The organism is Paraburkholderia sp. RL18-085-BIA-A (genome assembly GCF_046027075.1).
Lineage (GTDB): Bacteria > Pseudomonadota > Gammaproteobacteria > Burkholderiales > Burkholderiaceae > Paraburkholderia.
On the sequence record NZ_JARESU010000001.1, the window covers coordinates 274,276 to 297,259 of the forward strand.

Consider the following 22,984-nt stretch of genomic DNA (forward strand, 5'->3'; position numbering starts at 1 on the left):
TTAGTGTACGCGGCGCACAGGGGTTTACGCGAACCTTGCGCGGAATTTTTGAGATGTGTGGCTTTGAGGTGTGTGGCGTGTGGGCTGAGGTGCGGATCTGGCTGCGGACTGGGGCAGGTTGCGGTGCAGTGCGGTGCGGCGATAGCAGTTGATGGAAGGTGACGGCAGGCACGGTACGCACGCTGAAGTGGTGGCTCGCGACGTGCTGATCGGATTGGGTAAGCTGCTAATTCGTTGCCACCAGCGAGCCTGCGGTCGAACGTTCGCTGCGGTTCGCTTCGGTTCGGATCTGGCCTCCACCGAGGACGGGCCACAGTGGCGGCCTCGGCAGGTTCAGGCGGTTCAGTCTCCGCCGCCTCCACCGCCAGGTGGACGGCCTCCGCGACCACTTTGTGATGGACCACCCGGCGGACGGACACCACCCACGCTCTGGGAACCGCCGTCTGTCGGTCGACTTCCGCCGCCGTACTGCTGACCACCCGGCGGTCGTCCTCCCGCATTCCCCGGCGGCTGTGGCCACCCGGCCGCGCACCCGGATGCTCCGGCGGCCGTCCCGCTCCGGGGCGCGGCGGGGGCGGCGGCGCACGATGCGCCCAGCGCGATTGCTGGCTGTACCAGGGCCGGCCGCGATAATAGTCGCCCTAGTAATCGGCCATCGAAAATCCTACGATCGGCAGGCCGATCAACGTGCCGTAGTTCATCAGCGGCACATTGCGGCCCTGATAAGGCGAACTGAGCAGTGACGCATACACCCAGCCGCGCAGATTCGGTCCCGCGATATCGCACCACTGGAAATTGCCGATACACCCCATCACCGTCACCGGGACGCCGCCCGGCAACTGCGTCACGATTGGGTAGTCCGACGCGGGACCCGCCCGCACGTTGACCCAGCTGGTCGTGTAAGCGTGCGACTGCGCGCTGGCCGCGACGGGCAACGCCAGCAAGCCGGCCGCCACGCAAAGACATCGGCCGACGCGTTGTTTCATTCTTTCTCCCGTTTCAAGGGCCGCGCCCACTTGCCGGCTCGTGTCCGTTTGAATGCCTCCGGTTCTGCAAGCGCAGGCGATGACGCCGCGTCACGCGCCCGCTCATGGCGCCTTCGCACCGCGCGTGCCTGAAAACGCTGCGTCAACGTCGCGCGCGGCGTCCGCGCCGCTTACTACCGCTACGCTGTCTACGCCGTTCACTCCGCTTACCCCGGGCGCGCGAAGCAAGATTTGGTAACGACCCGGGCGAAGTCACGCGTTTTTCGGGCGTCTGTCTTCCCGCCACTCAGCCGATCATCCCTGCATGAAAAACCCATGCCCTGCCGGGACCGCCATGAAAGTCATCCGCCCGCTTCTGACCGCCTGCCTGATTCTCGCGCATCAAGCCGCCTACGCCACCAGCTTCGACTGTCACAAGGGCCGCTCGCTGACCGAGAAAATGATCTGCAACGATCCCCCGCTGTCGAAGCTCGACGACACGCTCGGGCAACTGTACTGGAAGGCGCGGCGGCGAGTCGCCAACCGTCGTGCGTTTCTCGACGACAGCGACAGCAAGTGGGCGTGGCGGGAAACGAATTGCCGCGATGCGGCGTGTCTCACGACCTGGTACGAGACGCGTATCGAGGAATTGCAGCGGTTGATCGAAAGCATGCAAACGAGGACGCCGCCTGCACCTTCGGATGTGCCTTCGCTTGCACCTTCGCCCGCACCTTCGCCCGAGCCGCTTGTTGCTGCCGAGCGGGACGGTCGGCGCAAACCACAGCGGACGTTGGCGCCTGCGGCCACCACAGCGCTACTCGAATGCACGTCCGCGAATCCGGGGCCGGTGGTGAACGAACAGTGTTCGACGGTGCTCGGGCAGAACGGCAAGTCGTGGAAATACAAGCCGCGTGGCAGCGAATGGTTTTGCGGCGTCGCGATGTTGGAGCCATCGCAAATGCAGGCGAACGCTGCGCAGTGAGAGAGCGTGAGGTGGGATGCTACATAAATAAACAAACAAGCATGCATGCGTGCCTGCTTGTTTGTGGCGCTGCGTAAAGCCCTAACCGACTGCCGTCCAGGCAACGGCAACCGCGAATGCCGAGGGTTGCCACTATCGGCCGCTAGCGACCACTACCGACCGCTCCAGAACCGCCGCTGAACCTCCATCACCTCGGCTTCCACCTCGGCGACCGGCCCGATCACCTCGACCGCCTTCTGACAGTGATCGAACACATAACGGCAATCCACGCTCATGGTCGGATTTTCCGCATGGTCTCCGGTCGCCTCAAGCAGACGCTTCTCGGTCATCCCGAACACCACCCGGCCGATGTTGGCCCAATACATCGTGCCGGCGCACATGCAGCAAGGCTCCACCGACGTGTACAAGGTGCAGCTCCACAGGTACTCCGGCGTGAAGTTCAATGCCGCCACGCGTGCCAGCACCGACTCCGCGTGATTCACCGTATCGACGTTGCCCTGCTCCATCAGCACGGTTTCCTGGTCCGGTCCGACCAGCACCGCGCCGAATGGATGATGTCCCAGCAGCGTCGCCCGCTCGGCGACCCGGCTCGAATGCCGCAGATGCCGCACGATCTGCTCGGGCGTGGGCGTCAATCCCTGCGGCGGATAGTTCGCCGCCTGCGCGGCGGCCTGGTTCGAGACGGTCAGACTCACGGGTGATCTCCTTCGATAATAGTTAGGCAAACCAATCAATTGATTACTTCGGCAGCGAACCGTCGACCCCCTGCACGAACCAGTTCAAACGCAACAGTTCCGCGTCGCTCAGCGACTTGCCGGCGGCAACCTTCAGCGCGCCCGACTGATCCGCGATCGGACCGGCAAACGGATTGAGTTTGCCGGAAATGATGTCGTCGCGCTTCTGGCTCAGCGCCTTTTGCGCGACCGGCGACACCGCGCTGGTGTTGATGTCGGCGAGGTCGATCGCGTTTTCCTTCAGCCCCCACCATACCGGCGTGTTATTCCATGTGTTCGACATTACCTGCTCGACCAGATGCGTGTAATACACGCCCCAGTTGCTCACGCATGCGCCGAGTTGCGCGTTCGGCCCGAACTTCTTCATGTCGGAGTCCCAACCGAACGCATGCACCTTCTTCTGCTCGGCGGTCTGCATCGTCGCGGTCGAATCGGTGTTCTGGATCAGCACGTCGGCGCCCTGGCCGATCAGCGTCTCCGCAGCCTGCTTTTCGCGGCCCGGATCGAACCAGCTGTTGATCCACACCACCTTGACGCGCGCGTTCGGGTTGACCGAGCGCGCGCCCATCGTGAACGCATTGATGTTACGCACCACCTCGGGCACCGGCACGGAGCCGACGAAGCCCAGCGTGTTTGACCTCGTCGTATAGCCCGCGACCAGACCCGCGAGGTAGGCGCTCTGATAGGTGCGCACGTCGTAGGTCGCGAAGTTGCCCGCTTTCTTGTAGCCGGTCGCATGTTCGAACACGGTGTCCGGAAAGTCCTTCGCGACCTTCAGTTCGAAATCCTGGAAGCCGAAGCTCGATCCCACCACGATCTTGTTGCCCTTGGCCGCGAGGTCGCGAAACACGCGCTCCGAGTCCGCCGACTCCGGCACGTTCTCGACCCGCGTCACCTTGATCTTGTCGCCGAACTTCGCCTCGACCTCTTTTACGCCCTGCTCGTGCGCATAGGTCCAGCCGGCGTCGCCCGGATTGCCGAGGTAGACGAACGCGATGCCGACCGGCTGCGTGCTGGCCGCCGCCGCCGTCCCGGCGCAGAACGCAAGCGTCGCGGCGACGCCTGTGGCAAACGCAGCGGCGGCCAGCACGGTGCGCACGGCCTTGCCGCGCAATGAGGGATTCAGCGTTGGGTTCAGCCTTCGCGCCAGCTTTGTTTTCATGGGTTCTCCATACGTGGTTGAGCGTGCCTGCCGCAGCGCCCGGGAATTCCCGGACAAGGCTTCAGCATACGGGGCCATATTCGAAGGCCAATTTCAGCGGAAAAATTATTTTTCGTTCTCCCGCGCATAACAGAATGCGTATTTTCCTGGTCGACAGACATGTTCGATAACTTCGAACGAGTGCATCGGGAAAGTGGTATGGCAAGCGTGTCGGTCAGGCGCACTATCCTACTCACCAACCCGTCACACTTTTTCGGAGAAACAAAATGACTCGCTTCCAGAACAAAGCCGTTCTCGTCACCGGCGGCAGCAGCGGCATCGGCTTCGCGGCCGCCAAGGCATTCGCGGACGAAGGTGCCCGCGTCGTCATCACCGGGCGCGATGCCGACGCCCTCGAAACCGCACGCGTCGCGCTCGGCGCAAATGCCGTCGCGGTGCGCAACGATGCAGGCTCGATCGCGGCGGCTCGCGAACTGGCCGCCGCGATCGACGCAGCGGGCATCCGACTCGACGCCGTGTTCGTCAACGCGGGCGCCGCGAAATTCGCGCCCTTCCCCGAAGTCGACGAAACCCTCTGGGACGCGAGCTTCAACACCAACGTCAAGGGCGCGTACTTCCAGATCCAGGTGCTGCTGCCGCTCTTGAACAAGGGCGCGTCGATCGTCCTCAACGGTTCGATCAATGCGCATATCGGCATGCCGGCGTCGTCGGTGTACGCGGCGAGCAAGGCGGCGCTGATTTCGCTGGCGAAGACGCTGTCGGCGGAATTGCTGCCGCAGGGCGTGCGCGTCAATGTGGTGAGCCCCGGTCCGGTGCAAACGCCGTTGTACGGCAAGCTCGGCCTCGACGCCGCCACGCTCGAAGCCACCGCCGCGCAGATTCTCGGCCAGGTGCCGGTCGGCCGCTTCGGCAAGCCGGAAGAGATCGCGTCGACTGTGCTGCATCTCGCCGCGCCTGAGTCGGCGTTCATCGTCGGCACGGAAATCATCGCGGATGGCGGGATGAGCCAGCTTTAAAGCCGAGCGCCGGCGAGCCGCTTCAACGGCTCTTGTCCGGTCACGACGACCGGCCGCGTGACAAGCAGCGGCCCGGTTCGTCAGCCGACACGCCCCCACCCCGTCACCCCACTCCTGATACACCGGGTCGCCTGAAAGGCGCCCCGGCGGGAGCCCTTTTTCCAACGACGAGACGATCATGCGTCTGAAACTGTCTTCCGTTCTGCTGGCCGCCGCATTGTCGATGTCGCTCGCGGCCATCGCGCCGGCCGCGCACAGCGCCGGCGAAACGACGCGCGCGAACGGTGCGCGCACCGCGCTCGCGTCGAATGCGCCAGCGCTCGCCTCGGCGTCCGCGCAAATCCGCGGCGGCAAGATCGACGTCAACGGCGTGCGCTACCACTATCTGCTGGCGATGGGACACGGCACGCCGGTCGTACTGCTGCATGGCTGGGCATCCACTTCGTTCATGTGGCGCTTCGTGATGCCGCAACTGATCGCGCGCGGCTACACCGTGCTCGCGCCGGACCTGCGCGGCCTCGGCGACACTGCGAAACCCGCTACGGGCTACGAGAAGGCCAACATCGCCGAAGACATTCACGCGCTGGTCGCGCAATTGAATCTCGGCCCCGAGGTCAACGTGGTCGGTCACGACATGGGCGGCATGGTCGCTTACGCGTATGCCGCGCAGCATCCGGACGAAGTGCGCTCGGTCGCGATTCTCGACGTGCCGTTGCCCGGCATCGAGCCATGGGATCAGATCGTGCAGATGCCGCGCACCTGGCATTTCCGCTTTTACGCGGTGCAGGACTTGCCGGAAATGCTGATCGCAGGCCGCGAACTGGCGTACCTGAAGTGGTTCCACAATTCCGAAGCGGTCAACTCGCGGGCCTTCACGAATGAAGTCGAAGAGACCTATGCGCGCGAATATGCGATGCCTGGTGCGTTGCGCGCGGGCTTCGAGTACTACCGCGCGTTCCCTGCGGATGCGCGGCAGAACCAGGCCTTCGCGCAGCACAAGCTGACCATGCCGGTGCTGGGGATCGGCGGAGCGGGCAGCCTGGGGCCGATCGTCGGCGAGGAACTGCGCCATGTCGCGCTGGATGTGCAGGCAGTGCAGATCGATGGCGCGGGGCATTGGGTCGCCGAAGAGCAGCCGGATGCCGTCACCGATGCATTGCTGAGATTTTTGCCGCCAGCGCGGTAGAGGGCATCGTGGTGTGCGTGCGTCGCTGTGCGCGCATCCCTCTGCGTGCGCGCGTGCGTCGCCGTCCCGCGCATGCCGCGCGACGCGGTTCGTCAGCGTGCTAACGCGCCGGACTCGTCAGTGAAGCTTCGGCGGCGGCTCCGGGTCCGCAATATCCCGCTCATCGCCCTCACCATCCCCGAACAACTCCGCGCATAGCCCTTCGCCAAGCTCACTCAGCCGCGCGGTCCCGGTACCCTCCTCCGTGAAGGTGGTATCCACCAGGCCGCCGTCGACCAGCGCCGTCAGCTGGCGCCGCAAGCCGCTCATCGGCACGTCGGCCTGCTTCGACAGTTTGGCGAGCGACCACGCGCCGCCCGGCGTTTGCCGATGGGCGCGCCACAGTTGCGCGAGCACCGCGACCAGCACCGGATCGATATCATCGTCATCCATTCGTGTCTCCTCGTGTGGTCACGCCATCTGCGTGACCAGTTCGCCCAGCGTCTTCAGCGCCGCTTCGGTCTGCGCCGTCCACGGATAGCTGTAGTTGAGCCGGATGAAGTGGCGAAAAGCGTTGCGTGTCGAAAACATCATGCCGGGCCCGACCGTGATGCTGCGCGCGAGGGCCGCCCGATAGAGCCGCATCGAATCGACGCGGGCGGGCAACTCCACCCACAGCACATAACCGCCTTGCGGCGCCGACACGCGCGTGCCGACCGGAAAGAACCGCTGCACCAGCGCCGTCATGATGCTCGCCTGCTGCCGGTACACCTTGCGCACGTGCCGCAGATGACGATCGTAGCCGTCCTGCCGCAAGTAGTCGGCGACGGCGACCTGCGGCACCGACGGCGTGGTCAGCGTGTTCAGAAACTTCAGCTTCTCGACCTGCGCGCGATAGCGCCCCGGCAGCGCCCAGCCGATCCGGTACGACGCCGTCAGGCTCTTCGAAAACGACGCGCAGTGCAGCACCAGTCCCTTGCTGTCGAAAGTCTTCAGCGTCGAGGGCCGCGCGTCGCCGAAATACAGCTCCTGGTATACGTCGTTTTCGATCGCGGGAATCTCGTGCGCGGCGAGCAGCTCGACCAGTTGCCGCTTGCGCGCGTCCGGCATCTGGAAGCCGAGTGGGTTCTGGAAGTTCGGCATCACCATGCAGGCAGCGATCTTTTGCGTGGCGATCACCCGCGCGAGCGCATCGATGTCGATGCCGTGCACCGGATGCGTCGCCACTTCGATCGCGCGCATGCCGAGCCGCTCGATCGCGTGCAGCATCGCATAGTAGGTCGGCGATTCGACCGCCACTGTGTCGCCGGGCTTGGCGACCGCCTGCAAGCTCAGGTTGATCGCCTCGGTCGCGCCGAGCGTAATGACGATCTCGTCGGGATCGACCGGCATGCCGTTTTCCGCGTAGCGCCGCGCGATCTGGCGGATCAGCTCGGGGTTGCCCGGCGGCAGGTCGTCGATCAGATTCCAGCTTGCCTGACGGCGCGCGATCGCGTTCGCGTACTGGTTGATGCGCCGCCACGGGAACAACGACGGGTCGGGATACGGCGAGCCGAACGGCACCGCGTCGTGCGCGCGGATGCTGCGCAGCGTCGACAGCACCAGCCGGCTCACGTCCACTTCCGCGGCCACCGGCGGCGTCTCGCTCCCGGCTTGCCGCCCCGGACCCGAGCGCGCCGCGTCGGGCGCAAGCGCCCGCGCGGCGGCGTCGCGCACGAAATAGCCGGACTGCGGCCGCGTTTCGACGATCCCCCGGCTTTCCAGCAGCGCATACGCGTGCAGCACCGTCTTGATGCTCACGCCGTGCTGCTGGCTCGCCTGGCGCACCGACGGAATCCGCTCGCCGGCCGCGAACACGCCACGGCGTACGGCTTCGGTCATGTCATCGGCGAGCTTTTCGTAGAGTTTCAAGGACGTGGGTCAAACAAAAGCTGGATTCGGAGCGCCAGTCTATGACAAAAATCAACAATCTGTATCCCTTCCCTTTCCGATTTTCTGTATGCAGCGCACTTTTCGGAACACAGTAGCCTTGCAGGCATCGGCTTAACGAGCCCCGTCCACGCGCTCCAGGCCATCTCCAGCGGCAAGATCATGAAGAAATCGGAAGCACGCATCGAACCCTACACGCACCCGGCCGCCGGCTGGGGCGCGTTGAAGTATGTTGCCATCAACCTGATCAAGGAAAAGGTCACGGGCGGGAATTACCGCACGCTGCTCAAGCAGAACCAGCCCGCCGGGTTCGACTGCCCCGGCTGCGCGTGGCCGGATCGCGAGCACGCGTCGACCTTCGAGTTCTGCGAAAACGGCGTCAAGGCGGTGGCCGCCGAGGCGACCAGCAAGCGCGTGACGCCCGCATTCTTCGAACAGCACACGGTCGAGGAGCTGATGTCGCAGTCGGATTTCGAACTCGAACAGCACGGCCGCCTGACCGACCCGCTAGTCTACGACGCGCAGCGCGACCGCTACGTGCCGATCGGCTGGGACGAAGCGTTCGATCTGATCGCGAATCACCTGAAACGCCTCGACGATCCGGACCGCGCAGCGTTCTACACGTCGGGCCGCGCCAGCAACGAAGCCGCGTTCCTGTACCAGTTGTTCGTGCGCATGTACGGCACCAACAACTTCCCCGACTGCTCGAACATGTGCCACGAAGCGACCAGCCGCGGCTTGCCGCATACGGTCGGCATCGGCAAGGGCACGGTGACGCTCGACGACTTCGAACACGCCGACACGCTGCTGATCTTCGGCCAGAATCCGGCCACCAACCATCCGCGCATGCTCGGCGAACTGCGCGAGTGCGCGAAGCGCGGCGCGACCATCGTGTCGATCAATCCGCTGAAGGAGCGCGGGCTGGAACGCTTCGCGAGCCCGCAGCATCCGGTGGAGATGCTGACGATGGGCAGCACGAAGATCAGTTCCGTGTTCATCCGGCCGAAGGTCGGCGGCGACTTCGCGCTGATCAAGGGCGTCGCCAAGCGCGTGGTCGAACTCGACGACGAAGCCCTCGCCTCCGGTCTCGAACGCGTGCTGGACGTCGGCTTCATCGCCGAACACACAGTGGGCTTCGAAGAGTTCGCCGCCGATCTGCGCGCCGAGAACTGGGACACCATCGTCGCCGAAGCGGGCGTGCCGTTCGAAGACGTACTGAAGCTCGCCGACATCTACGTGAAGGGGCGCGCGGTGATCTCGACGTGGGGCATGGGCCTCACGCAGCACAAGAACTCGGTGCCGACCGTGCAACTGCTGTCGAACCTGATGATGATGCGCGGCAACATCGGCCGGCGCGGCGCGGGGCTGTGCCCGGTGCGCGGACACTCGAACGTGCAGGGCGACCGCACGGTCGGCATCGAAGAGCAGCCGACACAGGCGTTTCTCGACCGGCTCGGCGCGGTCTACGATTTCGAGCCGCCGCGTGAACACGGGCTCGACGTGGTCAACACGATTCAGGCGATGCTCGACGGCAAGGTAAAGGTGTTCATCGGCCTCGGCGGCAACTTTTCGATCGCGACGCCGGACACGCCGCGCACGTGGGAAGCGATGCGCTCGTGTGCGCTGACCGTGCACATCACGACCAAGCTGAACCGCAGCCACCTCGTGCACGGACGCGACGCGCTGATCCTGCCGACCCTCGGGCGCACTGAGATCGATTTGCAGAACGGCGTCGCGCAAGGCGTGAGCGTCGAGGATTCGATGAGCATGGTGCACATCTCGTATGGGATGAACAAACCGGCGTCCGAAAATCTGCTGTCGGAGATTGCGATCGTCGCGCGGATGGCGCATGCGACGCTCGGCAGCGGCAAGGTGGACTGGCTCGCGCAAGCGGCGGATTACTCGCTGATTCGCGACGGCATCGCGCAGGTGATCGACGGCTTTCACGACTACAACGAGCGCTTGAAGAACCCCGGCGGTTTTCACCTGGGCGTGGCGTCGCGCGAGCGCATCTGGAAAACGCCGAGCGGCAAGGCGCAGTTTCTCGTGCACGCCATCGACGTGGCCACGCCGATTCACGAGGCGCGCAAGCAGCACGGCGAGCGTCTGATGACGCTGATGACGACGCGCTCGCACGATCAGTACAACACTACGATCTACGGCCTCGACGATCGTTATCGCGGCGTGTACGGACAGCGCCGCGTGCTGTTCGCCAACAAGGACGATCTGGCGATGCTGGGTTTCGCCGCGGGACAGCGGGTGGATATCACGAGCGTGTGGGCCGACGGAATCGAGCGTCACGCCGACGGGTTTCTGCTGGTGGAGTACGACATTCCGCGCGGCTGTCTCGGTGCTTATTATCCTGAGACGAATCCGCTGGTGCCGCTGTCTTCGGTAGCCGATGGCGCGGGCACGCCGACGTCGAAGTCGATTCCGGTGCTGTTGAAAGCGTCGGCGGTGGAAGCCGGCGCGATGGCGGCGTGAGTGGCGTCGCGAACGCCCGTTACGCGTGTTTCTTCGTCAGATCGCGATGCGTCAGATAAAGACGCAGATCGAATTCGATCTGGTGGTAGCCCGGTTGCATGAACTCGCAGAGACGATAGAACGCCTTGTTGTGATCGCTCTCTTTCAGATGCGCGAGTTCGTGCACCACGATCATCTTCAGAAACTCCGGCGCCGCCGATTTGAATAGCGACGCAATCCGGATTTCCTTCTTCGCCTTCAGCTTGCCGCCCTGCACGCGCGAGATGCTCGTGTGCAGGCCCAACGCGTGGCGCACCACGTCGAGCTTGCTGTCGTAGGTCACTTTATCGATCTGCTCCGCGCTGCGCAGGTGTTCGCGTTTCAGCTCGGCGCAGTACGCGTAGAGCGCGCGGTCTGTCTGCACGTCATGCGTGTTGGGATAACGCTCGGCGAGATAATCGCCTAGCTGCTCGCCGGCGATCAGTTTCTTGACCTTCTCCTGCAATGCCGGTGGATAGCCGGTCAGGTACTTCAGGTGAGACATGATGGTGCTTTGCAATGATTCGTACACGACAGCTTAAGCGAATCGGACAGCGGCCGCACGACTGACGACGATGGCCTGCGCGCCGGGACGCAGGCTATCGGGATCACCTGACCGAAGCGCTCAAGGCCTGATGCGCCGGTTTTCGGCTTTTCCAAACTCGACATAGTGAAGCACGGGATCGACGCCCGCCATCGCGACATCGGGGTTGGCCTCGAGATACAGCGCGGGATCGAAACCCAGAGCAACCAGTTCCGGCGGAATCACGGCCGGTCGAGGCTGCCCAGGTTTCATCGGACGTCCTTCGAAGCGGCCATAGTAGACATAGTGCTGCAACGCATCACCGCCTGAGGCCGCAACATCCGGGTTCGCGTCCAGATAGGCCTCTGCGTCAAAATCCAGCGGCGTCAGTGACGACGGCATCCCGGTCAGGTCGTGATAGCACAGGCATCCCTCGGAGAAGAAATGACAGACCAGCGCCTTGCGGCTGACATGCGCGGGATCTTTCATCTTGCTGCCGCCATGCAGGAGGTTCGCATGCCAGAGCAGCACGTCGCCCTTCTTCGGCAGGAAATAGTGCGCTTCCAGTCCATTGTCCGCGATGATCTTCTGGATCGCCGGCTCGTAAATGTCGTGATACGCCGAGTAGCCGCAACCGAACGGCATCCCCAGCGCATCGGACATCACGTAAGGCAGTTTATGGCTGCCGGGGTGATAGACCAGCGGCCCGGAGTCCGGATGAATGTCTTCGAATGCGATCCAGTTGGCGACCAGATACCCGTTGGGATACGTGGACATGTGGATCGAGTCGGAGTGCTGCAATTGCTCGCTACTTTTATGACCGCCGATCGTCTGAAACGGAGCGGCCTTCGCGCCCAGCAGCAGACTGACGATTTCGCCCATTCCCTGATCGAACAGCATGACCCGCACTTCGTTGACCGAGAAGTGCGGATTGAGCGTGCGGCCAGGCAGCGTATCGCCAGCGAACAGCGGCTCGACTGGCGGCTTCAATACACCCGTCGCGATCGCTTTTTCGTAGGCGCTCCACATTTCATCGAGCTGCTTCTCGTTGAAAAACCCTTCGAGGATCAGGTAACCGTCGTCAACCCACTTTCGACACCATTCGGCCTGCTGCGCGGTGATCTCGCCGTCGCGCAAACGCGACTCGATCTTCTGCTTCGCATCCGGAAGATCAAGCCACGGAAAGGGACCATTGGCCGGAAAGGCTTCGTACTTGAACACTTGCGTCCGAGGGTCGATCGGCGTCTGCGCGACCACCGGATGGTCGAAAAAACGTTCTTGGTGTGTGGCTCGATTATTCATTTGAGTAGCTCTGGGGAACGTTTGGTCTATCAGGCAATTCGACGCGTGTCCAATGCGGTCTACCCTGCGTCGATTACTTGGGCGCGCGGCCCTCTGCGCGCCCGAAACGAATATAGTGGTCGGCTCCGGACGTGAAATGCCTGTTCGCCACCGCCTGTGCGACGTCCGGATTGTGCTCGAGATAACCTGCCTCGTCGAAGTTCGGAATACGCGTGGCATAGAGTAGGATCGACGGTCCAGCCGGGTGATCCCGATCGTCCAATCCGACGATCACCGTCATGCCAAGCGCGTCGTGAACGGTCAACAGGCTTTCTCTGGTCATCCAGCAGGCATGCCGCGCCGTGCCGCCAATAAACTTCTTGCTTTCAATCGCCTCGAGATAGTTCATCCGATGCGTGCTGACCGGCCGGCCGCGGAATTCTGAAATCCTCGGCTCGACGTCCACGTGCGTCCGCATGTTTGGATTCGTTCGCGCAACGTCGGCGTCGTAGTAGTGAGTCCAGATGCAGATCGAATCAGACGCGTGCGCCATATCGTCAAGCAGCGACACGGGGTCCGTCATGTGATACAGCACGCCGCTCGCAAGAATGAGATCGAACCGTTGATCCCGTTTGCCGAGGAGTTTGCGGAAATCGCCATACATGAATTCGGCGTTGAACTTCAATGCGTTCTGAACCAGCAGACACTTCAGGAAAGCCTTCGAGTTCGCCTCGACCGCGAGAACCCGGGACGCGCCGCCTTGCACCAGCATGTAGGTGTGGCCACCTTCCATGGGGCCGAGCTCGAGGACGCTCTTTCCGGCAAATCCGCCGCACGCCTGTTCGAGCCACTGAATACGTCCGTCCGCAAAATGTGGAGCCGCACCCAGGCCGTAACCAGGTACGTTCGAAAACCACGTGTCACTGAACAGATTGAACGCGAGGGAATGGCCAGGCTCCTCGGTTGTGTACAGATCGAGCTCGGTTCCTTTCAATTTGGTATCCCTCCAAATTGCGAATGCAGTGATTATGGCATGCAAAGGGGGACGGCCTATTTCAAAAAGTTCGACGCTCGGCAGACCGCCGCCGATATGAATGACGGCTCAAGGCGATTGCAGTCTCAGCGCACCAACAGTGCCGCGATGATGACCAGTAGCGCCGCGACCACGACACCATAGGTGATATGCACGTAACGAAGCGTTCGCCTGTAGCGCGACGAATAGAACGGCGCAAACTCCTTTATACGCCTGCCGAAAACACTGATCGGGTTCTTCATGAACCCGTCATATTTCGCGCGGTTGCGTGTATAGATGAGGCGCTGCGATTCCTCGACCTTCCCCAATGCCACCAGTTCGGTCGACCGCGAACTTTTTTTCACGCGATAGAGGTACAGCGGGGCATCGACCAGGCGAACCCTGGACTTCGGGTCCAGGAGCCTGACGTAAAACTCCCAATCCTCGAAGCCGTGGACCATTTCGGACGCATAGCCGCCCACGCCGAAGAATGCCTCACGCCGGTACATGGTCGTGTTGACGATCATGTTTTGCCAAAGCAGCTTTCCATAGCTGTACTCAGGCAGGCGCCAGATTTTGCGCGATTCGCCGACGCGCTGCGTCCCGGTGTGGACGAGATCAGTATCCGGGTGCGTGTTGAATTCGTCGACGGCCCGCTGCAGAAAGTCAGGATGGATCATGTCGTCGCCGTCGAGCGGTACGAACAGTTCACCGCTTGCTTGCGCAAAGCCGAAGTTGCGCGCGGCCGCGACACCGCCATTCGTTTTTTTGAAAGACCGGAAGCGGCGATCTTTCTTCGCATATTGCTCAATGACAGCCGCTGAACCATCGGTAGAGCCGTCGTCCACGATAATGCACTCCCAATCGCCGTAGGTCTGGAGCAATACCGAATCAAGCGTTTCCGCGATGAATTCCTGCTGGTTAAAACACGGAACAATGATGGAGACTTTTTTCATGACTCGATGGCCGGCAGTTGTTGTGACAACGCACGCACGATGTGCTGAAGCGCCCGCGATTCTAGCGCATTCCGTTCAGGCTACAGCGGCCAGACGATTCGGGCTGGCGCAGCGTAGGCGTCGGAGATGGCAAGCGGCTTATGAGCCATTGCAACGGCGGAGCGGGGAGCGCGAAAGCGGAGATTGTGAACGATGCCGAACGCACTGGGGCCGGAGCAGATCCGCGGGCGCTTTGCCGGGCGAGCGGTCCGATTTTCCGCCTTGGCGCTCGGCTGAAAAAAATTTGATGGCACCTCTCCCCGTGCTTGCGGCGTGCGAGGCCACTTCGACGAAAGCGTATTTGCCGTCGAGCCTCATGGTCTTGTCGCCGGGCGCCCCGCGCTCTGATCGCAAACGTTGGTTAGACAGCCGCCGCGTCGTTCCAGTGCTTCCCTCCTCCACTGCGCTACTCCTACATCAGCACGCCGTCGAAGAACGTCAGCAATAGTAATGTGCCGCTCGGCTTCAGGGCCGCCCATATGCTGTCCCCTGGCCACCGGTGGTAAAGCCGCACCATCCGAAGACATCTACCTCGTCCGGAGATGGGTTACATTACTTAGCCTGCAGTCTTTTCCCTGACATCGGCCTTACGAACCCAGGAAGAAAATGAGCGAATATCAAGACGATCCCACTGCTAAGTCCACCCAGCAACAGCGGCGCGAGAAACTACTATCAGGGGTCGATCTTGAGAATTCGGTCGGTGTCGAGATTGGGGCTTTGTGTCGTCCTATCGTTCGACGCGAAGACGGAGAGATTATCTACGTGGACCACGCAGACACACAGTCCCTGAAAAGGAAGTACCTCGGCGACGCGCACGTCGACGTGGAGAAAATCGTTCATGTGGATGCGGTTTGGGGGCAAAACACACTTCAGGATGCCGTGCGAGGCCGATATGTAGACTACGTCGTGGCATCGCATGTAATCGAGCACGTGCCAGACCTGATCACGTGGCTTCAAGAGATCGCCTCGATCCTGAAGACGACTGGCGAAGTAAGGTTGATCGTCCCTGACAAGAGATTTCTGTTCGATTGCTTGCGCCGCGAGACGAGTCTCGCTGATGTCCTTCTAAGCTACATCACAAAAGCTCGTGTTCCACAGCCACATTCAATGCTCGATTTCGCCCTGGGTGCCGCCAAAGCAGCCCGGATGGAAATCTGGCGTGACGAAGTTCCAGCGAAACCCGCACTTCACTATGACTGGCAAGGCGCGGTAGCCTTAGCGCGAGACATCATCGAGAACGGCAACTATCACGACATTCATTGCTGGGTATTCACGCCCAAATCTTTCGCCGATCTCTTCATGGCAATGTCGGAGACAGGACTCGTGGATTTTGCCTGTGAACGATTCGAGGATACGGAGAAAGATGACTATGAGTTCTTCGTTACTCTTCGCCGGTCAAATAACCGTGAATACATCAACCAGAGTTGGCAGCACATGTCTGACGCCGCATCTACAACGGCGCCGGGCGAGCCGTCATGGCAAGCCAGGAGGCAAGCCGAGGTTGAAATGAAAAAGGAGAGGTGCGGTCATTTCTCGCCGCGCCGGCCTGGAGAAAAGAGCAGCCTGGATCCGTTGGTCGCAATCGGGCTTCCGTATGGGTTCGACGCCGAAGAATACCTTCGCGCCAATGCAGATGTGGCAGCTGCCGGCGCCAATGCGGCGGATCACTATCTGCTGTTTGGCTGGCATGAAGGACGCTCCATTCGACCACGCCAGTCGTAACTAGCCACATCAGAAATCTGGGCGGCGCACCCAGAATCAGTTCGGATGCCCCTCGTGAGCGAAACGGGATCAAGCTCGCGCGCCGTGACGGAACAACAACTCGGCCCATCGAGCACTCCGACGTGGCCGAGTTTCCTGAATGGAAGCGCGTGATGGCGGCGCATCCGGATTTGACAGTGGATGATATCGCTCACGCGTTCGCAAACGTCGATTCATACTCTACCGGTTATCGTAGCGACGACGAAGACGCGGAAATCGCGAGATACCGGTCTTTGATAAGGCGTGCAACCTGTGCCGATGATATCGATGAGTGGATTGAAGCGAAGCCTGTCGAATTCGATCGTGACAACAAGCCCACCGACTGGAAAGTCCGGCCCAAAGCCTTGGCCGCTTGGTGTGCGACGAAGCGGATTCGATACCCACTCCGCGGCGCGGGCGCTGTTCCCGCAACAGACGCCGAAGCACTCGCAGAGATCGAAGACTAAAGGCGGAGATTGTGCGCCTGAGGGCCGAACTGAAGTAAGCCAAAGACAGAGAGGTGGCGGCAGACCATCCTAATTATCCCCCCCGAACTCGACATCGCTATGACCGCCTGGCGTGCGGCCATCGTCGGATGGGACAAAAATTCCGACCAACCACCACGTGAGTACATCGAGAACTGGCTACGCGCCCACTACCCCGACTTCGGAAAAAAGAAGGTCGAGCGTATCGCCACCGTCGCGAACTGGGACAAAAATCCGGGCCGTAAGCGACGCTCGGAAAAATAGGCAACCTATTTCAATCCCTTGCCGCATAAGGATCGCGCTCCCATCCATGCATTAATTAGCCCGCCTATTTCCTCTGGAGCCAAGAGGCAAATAGGCGGTTTAAACGGGCTATTTCAGCGTCACCTTCCCTCGTACGCTGCATCCATATTCACCAAACCCCAAAGGTTCGAATATGGCTGCAACGGTTCGCAACGTGCCGCCGACCGGCGACGCCCAACTCCCCTCTGAAGTCATCCCCAGGGACGGCAACACGCGCTGGTCCACGCTAAATAAATTCGTCCCACTCGGTCACGAGTCTGTGCGCCAGCGTGAGAAAGCGGGCCGCTTTCCGAAGCGTGTCCAGCCTGGTTCCGCCCGCTGTGTCGCGTGGCCGAACCGCGAGTTGCACCGCTGGTTCGCCGACCCGAACAGCTACCGTGTGGAGGTTTAGCCGTGGCTACGCAATCGCACGCGCCGCTTGACGACGCCGAAGCACTTGACGCCGCTCCTGCTGAACTCTGGATGCGCTGGCGTGGCGAACTTCCCTCATACGCTGACGCGCGTTTCCCGGCTAGCTAATGTCCCAAAAAGGTGTCCGTATGGCCCATGGGGTTCGCATGCGCCCGCCAGCCTTCGCAACAGATGGTGTAGAACATTCAATGACAACGGGCGGAGGGTTCGCGTGAATGCCAGTGCACCGGGACAGGCGGCATTTGAGCGCATCCGCCACGATATCGAAAGCGGCCTTGCGCATTGGGTCGAGCGCGGTCCCTACGGCTTGCAGCCATCCTGCCAGCGTGCTGGCGATGAGGACGACGAAACCGACGAGCCAGGCGGATGGTCCGCAAGCCACACATTGCACCCTGACAATAAATGACAATTTTTCGGACTTTGCGGGATTGAATCGAGACGGCTTGCGGGGTAAAAGCCTTCAAGGGCGAAACTAGCCCCGCATCGCGGCCTTCCTTACCTTTCTTTGTAGTCCTGATGCACCAGGCCGCATCCATCAGTTCGCGCACGCCGCCCCATTGAACCGCCACACGGCGCTCGCGATCCAGTACACCGCAAACTGACAGGAGCGAAGCACGTGGCTACACACAGTCATTCGCATCATCCCGCCGCGCCAGCGACAACCACATCTCCACCACAATGGCAGCCGCTGAACTGGAGCTTTCCATTCCCCCCCGCTACCGGTAAATCAGCCGATCCCCAGACCTGGCTCAAGGCGCTCGCGGGTTCGGACGCTGGCTTCTATCCGCTGGGCTTGAACGGCATGTTTCACGGCGGCATCCACTTCGGCCCGGGAACCGGCGGCGAGCTTAAGCAGGGCGATGGCGTCAGGGCCATAGCCGATGGTGAGGTGGTGGCGTACCGGCTGGATTCGGCGTATCCCGAACTGACCTATCCAACCACGCCGCCCCACTACGCGCTCTACTCGACCGGGTTTGTGCTGGTGCAGCACAGGCTTGTGCTGCCGCCCGCGCCGAAACCCGCTGGTACACCCGCTAGCGCGTCGGGGGCGTCGGCAACAGCCGCGACTCCGGCAGGCGCGAGCGGCGCGCAGGCTCCACAGATCTATCAGCCGCCCGCAGACGAGGTGCTGGAGTTCTACAGCCTCTATATGCATCAGCTTGACTGGAAGGGTTATAAGGACGCTGCGGAGGCGAGCGACGGCGGCGCACAATCCGCTCCGGCGATTCATCCGCTGCCTTTCTGGCAGGGCGACCGGTATTTCAGGGTTGGCGCGAAAGCGGACGACCACCAGACTCCGCCCCCGCAACTCAATACGCCGCTGGCGTTCGCTCAGCCTTCGGGCGGGCTGTGCGCTGACCCGCTGGGCGGCGTCGCGCTGCTTGGCAGCGCAACGTCAGGCCCGGCACTGGAAAGCGTTGACGCGCTCTCGCAATATCAGGACCAGGTGCGCTATACGGTGCCACCAGCGAGTCCGGCAGACGCTTCCAAGAATCCCGATACACCGCAGACTGGCATTCGTATCTGCGACAGTCCATCGGGATCGGTAATCGGCCTGCTGCCGCGCAGTGGTGAACTTACGATTATCGGCAATGCCACGAAAGGCTGGGCGCAGATCGCGACAATCATGAAGGGCGCGCCGGTTGCCGCCGTCGCGGGCCGGACACCAGACCTGAGAGCGGTAACGGGCTGGATAAATCTTGATGAACTCGACGTGGAGATTGATCCCAAGCCGCTGGACACGGTCGTTGTACTCGACACGCCGTTCAAGGTTGGCGCGGGCGACGTGGTGGGCTACCTGGGCGAGTACCAGAACTCCAGCGAGGCAAGCATGCTGCCGCCCAAGCCCGTGCGCCCGCTGCTTCACGTCGAGGTCTTTACTGGGGCACAGATCAACGATTTCATCAGCAAGAGCAAGGAACGGGCGAAGGAGCTGCCGGACAGCGGGAAAACGCTGCTGGAGATTCAGGAGGGCGCGAAGCTCGTCAAGCCTAATGATTCGCAAAGCAACCCGCTCCTTGCGGGTCTCACGCTTGCGCCCGCGAAAGGCGATCCGGGCAAGGGGCGGTGGGCCAAGGTGCAGCCTACCCGGATTGCCGCGCAGTCCAGCGCACAAGGGCATGGTCAGGGACACGGACATCCCCATCCTGCCAGCAGCACGCTTGTAGGAACTCCCCTATGGGTTGAGCGCAAGTATGCGGGCAAGGTTGCAAGCGCAACGGTCCAGACATGGGCGGAATTCCCGTTGCAGCTTGCCAATGTAACGGGATCGGCGGTCGCATTCCAGCAGGTATTTTCGCGTGCCCAGCTAGATGAGATTCGCGAAACCGACAAGGCGATAGACGACAAGGGCGGCGCGCAATGGTGGTCAATCGAGGCGGGTGACGATAGCGGCAGGACGATAGTCGGCTGGGTATGCGAGAAAGGCCACCCGGATACGCTGTGGCAAAGCCCGTGGGCGTGGCCGGGTTTCGATACGGTTGATACAACCGCTACCCCCCTGATTGACATGTACCGGCGCAACCTGTTCGAAAAAAAACAGTTGCTCGACGGTGAAGAAAAGGAATTCGGCCCTGTTGCGGCGACGGTTAACGCCGGGGCTTTTATCGGCAAGCTGGAGAAGGCGGCAAAGCGCCAAGGCGACGGCAAGGGGAACGTAAAGGCCGCCGACCTGAAAAGAGCGCTGATGGACCCCTGGCTTGCCGAGGCTATCTCGCACCTGATCTTTCGCTACGAGAGTGAATGGGGCGGCGACATGAGCAAGTGGGAGGCGTTGTCGCGGCTGATGGGCGATGCAAAGCACATCTGGCAGACCGAGCTTGAGCGCATCAAGAAGCTGCAATGGTGGGACAAGATGAAGGCGGTCAAAGGCTTTCCCGCCAGCCCCGACGTTTGGCACATTCACGCGATTGGACTAGTGGGGAATTTCTTTAAATCCGGAAGCAGTCTTGATGAGTTGATTCGAAAGATCGGAGATATTATATCCGGAGGAGAAGGTGGTTACGAATCGTATAATACTGGCACCAAGGATGTCCCCGATGGGAGGGTGGGTTATTCGCCCAGACATCCGCTCCCAGGAACGGTTACCGGCAAGACAATCAATCAGATAATTGAAACTGAATCGCTTTCCGGAACTGACCACAACCGACTCTTCGCAACTGGGAAATATCAGACCGTTATTACCACTTTGCGTAAAGCAAAGGCGGCAATGAATTTGTCCGGCGATGAGAAGTACGATGCACAGATGCAGGAACGGGTTTTTAGAGAATTTTTGATAAACAAGGCAGGAGGAGGCGCGCTTGCGGCATTTGTGAAAAATGGGGTTGGCACTGTAGATGACGCCCAAAACGCCGCCGCCAAAGAATGGGCATCAATAGCAGCGCCTAAGGGATGCACAATACAAGACGGAAGGATATCGGATGGGACTCTATCGCATTATGAATCATCTGCTAATCACGCGTTCATGCCATCAACGAATAGCCTCCGAGATATATTGTGCTCGATAGACAAGGGTGGGGTTTGAATTGCGCATGCGCCGACGTTTTCGGGATGCCATTGAAAGAATTGATTGAATTCCGTTAAACTTTGGCCCATCACTATAGAGTTATCCAGAACATGAAATATCTAAAAATTGGCATTATTTTTGTAATTTTTTTTGCATCTGCTGCCAGCGCGGAAGATCGGCATTATTCACAACAATTCGCGCAGTGCAGTAAGGCGGTATCTAGTACCGATGGTCAAGCCTATTGCGTCACTGCCGAAATTGCAATTCAAAAGAAACGATTAAATTTTGCTTATGCGAATGTTGTAAAAAAGCTCGCACCCGAAGATAAGGCATATTTGGACAAGATTCAGCATGAATGGATTACGTGGCGGGATGATAACTATAACTTCCTTGCAGAACATATATCAGGTTCCTTTGGCACAACAAGGGCAACAAGCCTCGATTTTATGCTGCGATCCGTGTTTGATAGAGCAAGCGAGCTTGAAATGATTTCGGATGAAATGGGTACTAATTAAGGTTCGTAGAAATCTACTTGTACGCGGTTGAGTTGGCAACGTATCAATTGCTCATGACATGCGCCGCTCACGCTTCCATCATCGGGCGGCGCTGTTCTAGCTGTGGCCCATTCCCTACGGTCCCGCTGTGATCGGAATGACATCGGCCCCAGCCTTGATCCGGTCAAGGTAATCGGCCCACTCCTGCATCATCTCGCGGCGCTCGCGGATGAACTTTGTCCGGTTGTACGCCGAGCCGAGGCTATCCGGTACAGCGTGCGCGAGTTGAAGCTCGATCACTTCCGATTTGTGTTCCAGTTCCTCATGCAGGATCGTGCGCGCCATCGCCCGGAAACCGTGGCCGGTTATCTCGGTGCGGGTATCGTAGCCAAGCCGCCGAAGCGCAGCATTTAATCGCCGCTTCGCTCATCGGGCGCTTGATATCGCGTGCGCCGGGGAACACGGGGCGTCCGTTACCTGTTAGCGCTTTTAGTTCGTGGAGAATCGTAACGGCTTGGGTGGCGAGCGGTACAAGATGATCCGCGTTGGTTTCGTGACACGGCAACGCCATTCCCCCTTGTCCAGGTTGATCTGTGTCCATTCAGCCTGCCTCAGTTCGCCGGGGCGGACAAACAGCATGGGCGCGAGCCTGAGTGCGCACAGAACCAAGAACGTGCCGGAAAGGCATCGAAGGCCCGCAACATCCCTCCGACCTTGACGGGCTCCGTGATCGAGGCGACATGCATTGTCTGTGCGGGCGGTATTGCGCCGACGAGATCGCGCGCTGCATCGGTCTTGCAGTGGCCTTCCTTGATCGCGTAGCGGAATACGCGGCTGATTTCGCTGCGTAGACGGTGAGCCGTAAAGCGCGCCCCCCGACTATCGACGCGCTTGAGGACCGTCAATATTTCGGGCGCCTCAATCTCGATAATGAGACGCTTGCCAAGCCAAAGAAACTCGTCATTCTTAAAACGCGCCAGCGTCTTTTCATACTGGCCAATCTCAACTGACTGGCCGCGCTCCCCCATCCACGCGAGCTGACGGCTTCAAATGAATTCGCGGCGGCGAGACGGGCGGCGCGCTTGTCGGCTTTTTTCGCTTCCCCCGGATCAATGTTCGCCGCCAGTTTTCGCGGGCGTCGTCGCGCCGCTTGCGGGCCGTCGGCAAGCGGGACGTCCGGATAGACGCCAAGCGCAAGGCTCTTTTCCTTTCCGGCGAAACGGTACTTGAAAATCCATCGCTTGCTGCCCGATGGCGTGACAAGCAACAGCGCGCCGCCGCCATACAGCTTCTGCTGTTTGTTGCCCGGCTTCGCGTTAGGGATCGTGACATCGAACAGTGCCATGTTTGCTCCCAAGGTCTCGCGCTACCGTGGGGGTTGCGTACTTCCCGCCGGGCGCTGGATTCGTGAGAACCCCCGAAACAACCCCTCGATGGGGGTTGCTATCGGTGGTGAACCTTTGGAGGCTATAGCGAACAAAAGCCCGCTCAGCTTTATCTGGCGGAGCTTTATGGTGAACCGTTGGAATCAGTTGGAGGGTATCTGGTGCCGGGGACCGGACTCGAACCGGCAAGCTGTGAAGCGGCGGATTTTAAGTCCGCTATGTTTACCAATTTCATCACCCCGGCAGGGGCCGCAATCGCGCGCGGTCGCGAATTCTACCATTGCCCGGGGAACGCACCAAACCGCGACATCGCCGCCATGAGCCGAGCGGCAACCGCGCCGCAACTCCCCTCTTGCGCCGCCGCGCCCCCATCTAAACCGAAGTCATCCGGCAGT

The 22,984-nt window shown here is 60.9% G+C and carries 22 protein-coding genes and 1 tRNA gene; 10 read left to right on the forward strand and 13 right to left on the reverse strand.

Features of this window, described 5'->3' with window-relative positions:
- Window positions 1-641: 641 nt before the first annotated feature.
- Window positions 642-986, reverse strand: coding sequence for an SH3 domain-containing protein (locus P0D89_RS01180; protein WP_408357885.1), 345 nt, complete (start codon window positions 984-986; stop codon window positions 642-644).
- 334 nt (window positions 987-1,320) lie between these two features.
- Here P0D89_RS01180 and P0D89_RS01185 point away from each other — a divergent pair, with 334 nt between their 5' ends.
- Window positions 1,321-1,947, forward strand: a complete 627-nt coding sequence (locus P0D89_RS01185; protein ID WP_408357886.1) for a lysozyme inhibitor LprI family protein — start codon at window positions 1,321-1,323, stop codon at window positions 1,945-1,947.
- A gap of 152 nt (window positions 1,948-2,099) precedes the next feature.
- Here the strand turns inward: P0D89_RS01185 and P0D89_RS01190 are convergent, their stop codons facing one another.
- Window positions 2,100-2,642 carry a nucleoside deaminase gene (locus P0D89_RS01190; protein ID WP_408357887.1) on the reverse strand — a complete coding sequence of 181 codons (543 nt, stop codon included), beginning with the start codon at window positions 2,640-2,642 and terminating at the stop codon, window positions 2,100-2,102.
- A gap of 43 nt (window positions 2,643-2,685) precedes the next feature.
- Complete coding sequence (locus tag P0D89_RS01195; RefSeq protein WP_408357888.1) at window positions 2,686-3,843, reverse strand: BMP family ABC transporter substrate-binding protein; 1,158 nt, start codon at window positions 3,841-3,843, stop codon at window positions 2,686-2,688.
- A gap of 266 nt (window positions 3,844-4,109) precedes the next feature.
- Here P0D89_RS01195 and P0D89_RS01200 point away from each other — a divergent pair, with 266 nt between their 5' ends.
- A complete protein-coding gene (locus tag P0D89_RS01200) occupies window positions 4,110-4,859 on the forward strand; it encodes an SDR family oxidoreductase (RefSeq protein ID WP_408357889.1) in 750 nt (249 codons plus the stop codon).
- Between the two features lie 178 nt (window positions 4,860-5,037).
- Window positions 5,038-6,045: an alpha/beta fold hydrolase gene (locus P0D89_RS01205; RefSeq protein WP_408357890.1), complete on the forward strand. Its 1,008-nt coding sequence runs from the start codon at window positions 5,038-5,040 to the stop codon at window positions 6,043-6,045.
- A 117-nt stretch (window positions 6,046-6,162) separates the two neighbouring features.
- Here P0D89_RS01205 and P0D89_RS01210 read toward each other — a convergent pair whose 3' ends face one another.
- Window positions 6,163-6,477 (reverse strand): helix-turn-helix domain-containing protein, encoded by a 315-nt coding sequence (locus tag P0D89_RS01210; RefSeq protein ID WP_408357891.1) that lies wholly within the window; start codon window positions 6,475-6,477, stop codon window positions 6,163-6,165.
- 18 nt (window positions 6,478-6,495) lie between these two features.
- Window positions 6,496-7,935, reverse strand: a complete 1,440-nt coding sequence (locus P0D89_RS01215) for an aminotransferase-like domain-containing protein (protein ID WP_408357892.1) — start codon at window positions 7,933-7,935, stop codon at window positions 6,496-6,498.
- A gap of 180 nt (window positions 7,936-8,115) precedes the next feature.
- On the opposite strand from P0D89_RS01215, the gene P0D89_RS01220 reads away from it, so the two are divergent.
- A complete protein-coding gene (locus tag P0D89_RS01220) occupies window positions 8,116-10,437 on the forward strand; it encodes an FdhF/YdeP family oxidoreductase (protein WP_408376035.1) in 2,322 nt (773 codons plus the stop codon).
- Window positions 10,438-10,456: 19 nt separating this feature from the next.
- Here P0D89_RS01220 and P0D89_RS01225 read toward each other — a convergent pair whose 3' ends face one another.
- The 4 genes from P0D89_RS01225 to P0D89_RS01240 form a co-directional block, all read right to left on the reverse strand.
- The gene (locus tag P0D89_RS01225; RefSeq protein ID WP_408357894.1) at window positions 10,457-10,960 is read right to left on the reverse strand and encodes a M48 metallopeptidase family protein; all 504 of its coding nucleotides are present in this window, start codon (window positions 10,958-10,960) and stop codon (window positions 10,457-10,459) included.
- A gap of 120 nt (window positions 10,961-11,080) precedes the next feature.
- A complete protein-coding gene (locus tag P0D89_RS01230; RefSeq protein ID WP_408376036.1) occupies window positions 11,081-12,280 on the reverse strand; it encodes a phytanoyl-CoA dioxygenase family protein in 1,200 nt (399 codons plus the stop codon).
- A gap of 73 nt (window positions 12,281-12,353) precedes the next feature.
- Window positions 12,354-13,253 carry a class I SAM-dependent methyltransferase gene (locus tag P0D89_RS01235; RefSeq protein ID WP_408376037.1) on the reverse strand — a complete coding sequence of 300 codons (900 nt, stop codon included), beginning with the start codon at window positions 13,251-13,253 and terminating at the stop codon, window positions 12,354-12,356.
- A gap of 125 nt (window positions 13,254-13,378) precedes the next feature.
- On the reverse strand, window positions 13,379-14,227 hold the full coding sequence (locus P0D89_RS01240) for a glycosyltransferase family 2 protein (protein ID WP_408357897.1): 849 nt from the start codon (window positions 14,225-14,227) through the stop codon (window positions 13,379-13,381).
- Window positions 14,228-14,872: 645 nt separating this feature from the next.
- On the opposite strand from P0D89_RS01240, the gene P0D89_RS01245 reads away from it, so the two are divergent.
- From P0D89_RS01245 to P0D89_RS01270, 6 genes are all read left to right on the forward strand, one after another.
- Entirely contained in the window at window positions 14,873-15,988 is a 1,116-nt protein-coding gene (locus P0D89_RS01245) for a methyltransferase domain-containing protein (protein ID WP_408376038.1), read from the forward strand.
- Between the two features lie 122 nt (window positions 15,989-16,110).
- Window positions 16,111-16,473 (forward strand): hypothetical protein, encoded by a 363-nt coding sequence (locus P0D89_RS01250; protein WP_408376039.1) that lies wholly within the window; start codon window positions 16,111-16,113, stop codon window positions 16,471-16,473.
- A gap of 99 nt (window positions 16,474-16,572) precedes the next feature.
- On the forward strand, window positions 16,573-16,755 hold the full coding sequence (locus P0D89_RS01255; protein WP_408357899.1) for a hypothetical protein: 183 nt from the start codon (window positions 16,573-16,575) through the stop codon (window positions 16,753-16,755).
- A 172-nt stretch (window positions 16,756-16,927) separates the two neighbouring features.
- The gene (locus tag P0D89_RS01260) at window positions 16,928-17,185 is read left to right on the forward strand and encodes a helix-turn-helix transcriptional regulator (RefSeq protein WP_408357900.1); all 258 of its coding nucleotides are present in this window, start codon (window positions 16,928-16,930) and stop codon (window positions 17,183-17,185) included.
- A 636-nt stretch (window positions 17,186-17,821) separates the two neighbouring features.
- On the forward strand, window positions 17,822-20,728 hold the full coding sequence (locus P0D89_RS01265; RefSeq protein WP_408357901.1) for a muramidase: 2,907 nt from the start codon (window positions 17,822-17,824) through the stop codon (window positions 20,726-20,728).
- Between the two features lie 92 nt (window positions 20,729-20,820).
- Window positions 20,821-21,225 carry a lysozyme inhibitor LprI family protein gene (locus tag P0D89_RS01270; RefSeq protein WP_408357902.1) on the forward strand — a complete coding sequence of 135 codons (405 nt, stop codon included), beginning with the start codon at window positions 20,821-20,823 and terminating at the stop codon, window positions 21,223-21,225.
- Window positions 21,226-21,339: 114 nt separating this feature from the next.
- Here P0D89_RS01270 and P0D89_RS01275 read toward each other — a convergent pair whose 3' ends face one another.
- From P0D89_RS01275 to P0D89_RS01290, 4 genes are all read right to left on the reverse strand, one after another.
- Window positions 21,340-21,549 (reverse strand): hypothetical protein, encoded by a 210-nt coding sequence (locus P0D89_RS01275; protein ID WP_408357903.1) that lies wholly within the window; start codon window positions 21,547-21,549, stop codon window positions 21,340-21,342.
- 266 nt (window positions 21,550-21,815) lie between these two features.
- Complete coding sequence (locus P0D89_RS01280) at window positions 21,816-22,205, reverse strand: tyrosine-type recombinase/integrase (RefSeq protein ID WP_408357973.1); 390 nt, start codon at window positions 22,203-22,205, stop codon at window positions 21,816-21,818.
- Window positions 22,106-22,549: an Arm DNA-binding domain-containing protein gene (locus P0D89_RS01285; RefSeq protein WP_408357904.1), complete on the reverse strand. Its 444-nt coding sequence runs from the start codon at window positions 22,547-22,549 to the stop codon at window positions 22,106-22,108. The genes P0D89_RS01280 and P0D89_RS01285 overlap by 100 nt, the downstream gene beginning before the upstream one ends.
- Before the next feature lie 199 nt (window positions 22,550-22,748).
- Window positions 22,749-22,833 (reverse strand) — tRNA-Leu (locus P0D89_RS01290).
- Window positions 22,834-22,984 lie beyond the last annotated feature (151 nt).

Bases quoted from the DNA above. Each gene is read 5' to 3' on its own strand.
- P0D89_RS01185 (WP_408357886.1), top strand. From the start codon at position 1,321: ATGAAAGTCATCCGCCCGCTTCTGACCGCCTGCCTGATTCTCGCGCAT.
- P0D89_RS01225 (WP_408357894.1), bottom strand. From the start codon at position 10,960: ATGTCTCACCTGAAGTACCTGACCGGCTATCCACCGGCATTGCAGGAG.
- P0D89_RS01220 (WP_408376035.1), top strand. From the start codon at position 8,116: ATGAAGAAATCGGAAGCACGCATCGAACCCTACACGCACCCGGCCGCC.
- P0D89_RS01255 (WP_408357899.1), top strand. From the start codon at position 16,573: ATGACCGCCTGGCGTGCGGCCATCGTCGGATGGGACAAAAATTCCGAC.
- P0D89_RS01270 (WP_408357902.1), top strand. From the start codon at position 20,821: ATGAAATATCTAAAAATTGGCATTATTTTTGTAATTTTTTTTGCATCT.
- P0D89_RS01260 (WP_408357900.1), top strand. From the start codon at position 16,928: ATGGCTGCAACGGTTCGCAACGTGCCGCCGACCGGCGACGCCCAACTC.
- P0D89_RS01275 (WP_408357903.1), bottom strand. From the start codon at position 21,549: ATGGCGCGCACGATCCTGCATGAGGAACTGGAACACAAATCGGAAGTG.
- P0D89_RS01180 (WP_408357885.1), bottom strand. From the start codon at position 986: ATGAAACAACGCGTCGGCCGATGTCTTTGCGTGGCGGCCGGCTTGCTG.
- P0D89_RS01195 (WP_408357888.1), bottom strand. From the start codon at position 3,843: ATGAAAACAAAGCTGGCGCGAAGGCTGAACCCAACGCTGAATCCCTCA.
- P0D89_RS01245 (WP_408376038.1), top strand. From the start codon at position 14,873: ATGAGCGAATATCAAGACGATCCCACTGCTAAGTCCACCCAGCAACAG.
- P0D89_RS01240 (WP_408357897.1), bottom strand. From the start codon at position 14,227: ATGAAAAAAGTCTCCATCATTGTTCCGTGTTTTAACCAGCAGGAATTC.
- P0D89_RS01285 (WP_408357904.1), bottom strand. From the start codon at position 22,549: ATGGCACTGTTCGATGTCACGATCCCTAACGCGAAGCCGGGCAACAAA.
- P0D89_RS01200 (WP_408357889.1), top strand. From the start codon at position 4,110: ATGACTCGCTTCCAGAACAAAGCCGTTCTCGTCACCGGCGGCAGCAGC.
- P0D89_RS01210 (WP_408357891.1), bottom strand. From the start codon at position 6,477: ATGGATGACGATGATATCGATCCGGTGCTGGTCGCGGTGCTCGCGCAA.
- P0D89_RS01230 (WP_408376036.1), bottom strand. From the start codon at position 12,280: ATGAATAATCGAGCCACACACCAAGAACGTTTTTTCGACCATCCGGTG.
- P0D89_RS01205 (WP_408357890.1), top strand. From the start codon at position 5,038: ATGCGTCTGAAACTGTCTTCCGTTCTGCTGGCCGCCGCATTGTCGATG.